General features: G+C 42.8%; 2 protein-coding genes. Both read right to left on the bottom strand.

The window, feature by feature from the left end; genetic code table 11:
* Positions 1 to 256 (bottom strand): RHS repeat-associated core domain-containing protein (locus PPOP_RS26135; RefSeq protein ID WP_422730663.1); only part of this gene is annotated, 256 nt, incomplete at its 3' end.
* 454 nt (positions 257 to 710) lie between these two features.
* The coding region (locus PPOP_RS23010) for a hypothetical protein (protein WP_006287980.1) at positions 711 to 1,202 on the bottom strand (492 nt) is incomplete at its 5' end.

A 1,202-nucleotide genomic window follows, 5' to 3' on the forward strand; every position in this document is an offset into this window, starting at 1 on the left:
GTCCTTCGGCAAGGTTGCCTGCCACAATGTCCCTGTTCACGAATCGTTTGATCTCCGGGTTATAGTATCTCGCCCGCATGTAATACAACCCGTTCGGGTCCGTCATAACACCGTCGCGTCCGTTGTACAGGAATGGCTGCTCGGTGCTTCCTTTATGCTCAGCCAAAGAAAACGGGCTGCATCCGTTCCGGTATCTCACGTACGTATCTATTCGAACAGTTGCCGCAACTTGCCGACTTGCAAGAGTCAGAGGCATTCGCTCCGTTCATGCCATGGTCGTAGCACCTTCCGGACTCCTGTCTCTGCATTCATCATACACTGGCCCCATTCTGACTGCTAGGTGGGGTCTATTTGTCGTTCACCCCAATAGAATGGACGACCTTGCCCGGCCACACGACACTAACTATTTTATAGACCCGGTAGTCCCACCACCAAAAAAGAAACCTTGAATGGCAAAATGCCAATCAAGGCTTAATTTCAGTCTTAAATTTTTTAGTCAAAAATATCTTCAATGTACAATGGTGTGTTACTTCCCAGTTTACTTTTTAGACATTCCATATGACAGAATAGTTGTTGTTCTTGTTGTTCTTCTCGCGATTTGTCCCAATTAGAAATAACAATGAATGACGTAATATCAAGTTTAGTAGACTCAATTTTTTGGTTACAAAAACAGCATTGGTACACTTGACTACTCATTTTTTAGTAATGCCTCATTTCCACTCATAGTTTTTTGACAGCCTGTTCAATGAATTTTCGCTAATATTCTTCAACGCAGTAACAACACCATTTTCACTTTCCACAATGACATTAAATTTTCCTGCACTAATCTCTTTGATATATACGCCTGCACCATCTGACTGAGTCATAACTTTGCTCGGAGATAACTTCAAATCACTAATTTCTGAAGGGGTAAATCCTCGGACCATTAACCTCTCAGCACCGTGATCTGTAGTTTTTATTACACTTTGAATTTCTTCTCTGGCTAGAGAATCCTTCAATTTTTGATATTGTGCTGCATTCGAAGCATATTTACCCGTCCCCTCAGCAAACATCTGCAAGTCGAGTTTGTGTCTAAGTTCACTCGGCCCCTTACCTGTCAGCTTACCGAGTTTACCAAGAGGAATTAACTCTGCTAAGAATGCTCCCCCATAGGCATAACGAGAATTGAGATCGCCGTTTATCACCATATCGTCGAATTCTGT

Origin of the sequence: Paenibacillus popilliae ATCC 14706 (assembly GCF_000315235.1) — a bacterium.
Lineage (GTDB): Bacteria > Bacillota > Bacilli > Paenibacillales > Paenibacillaceae > Paenibacillus_B > Paenibacillus_B popilliae.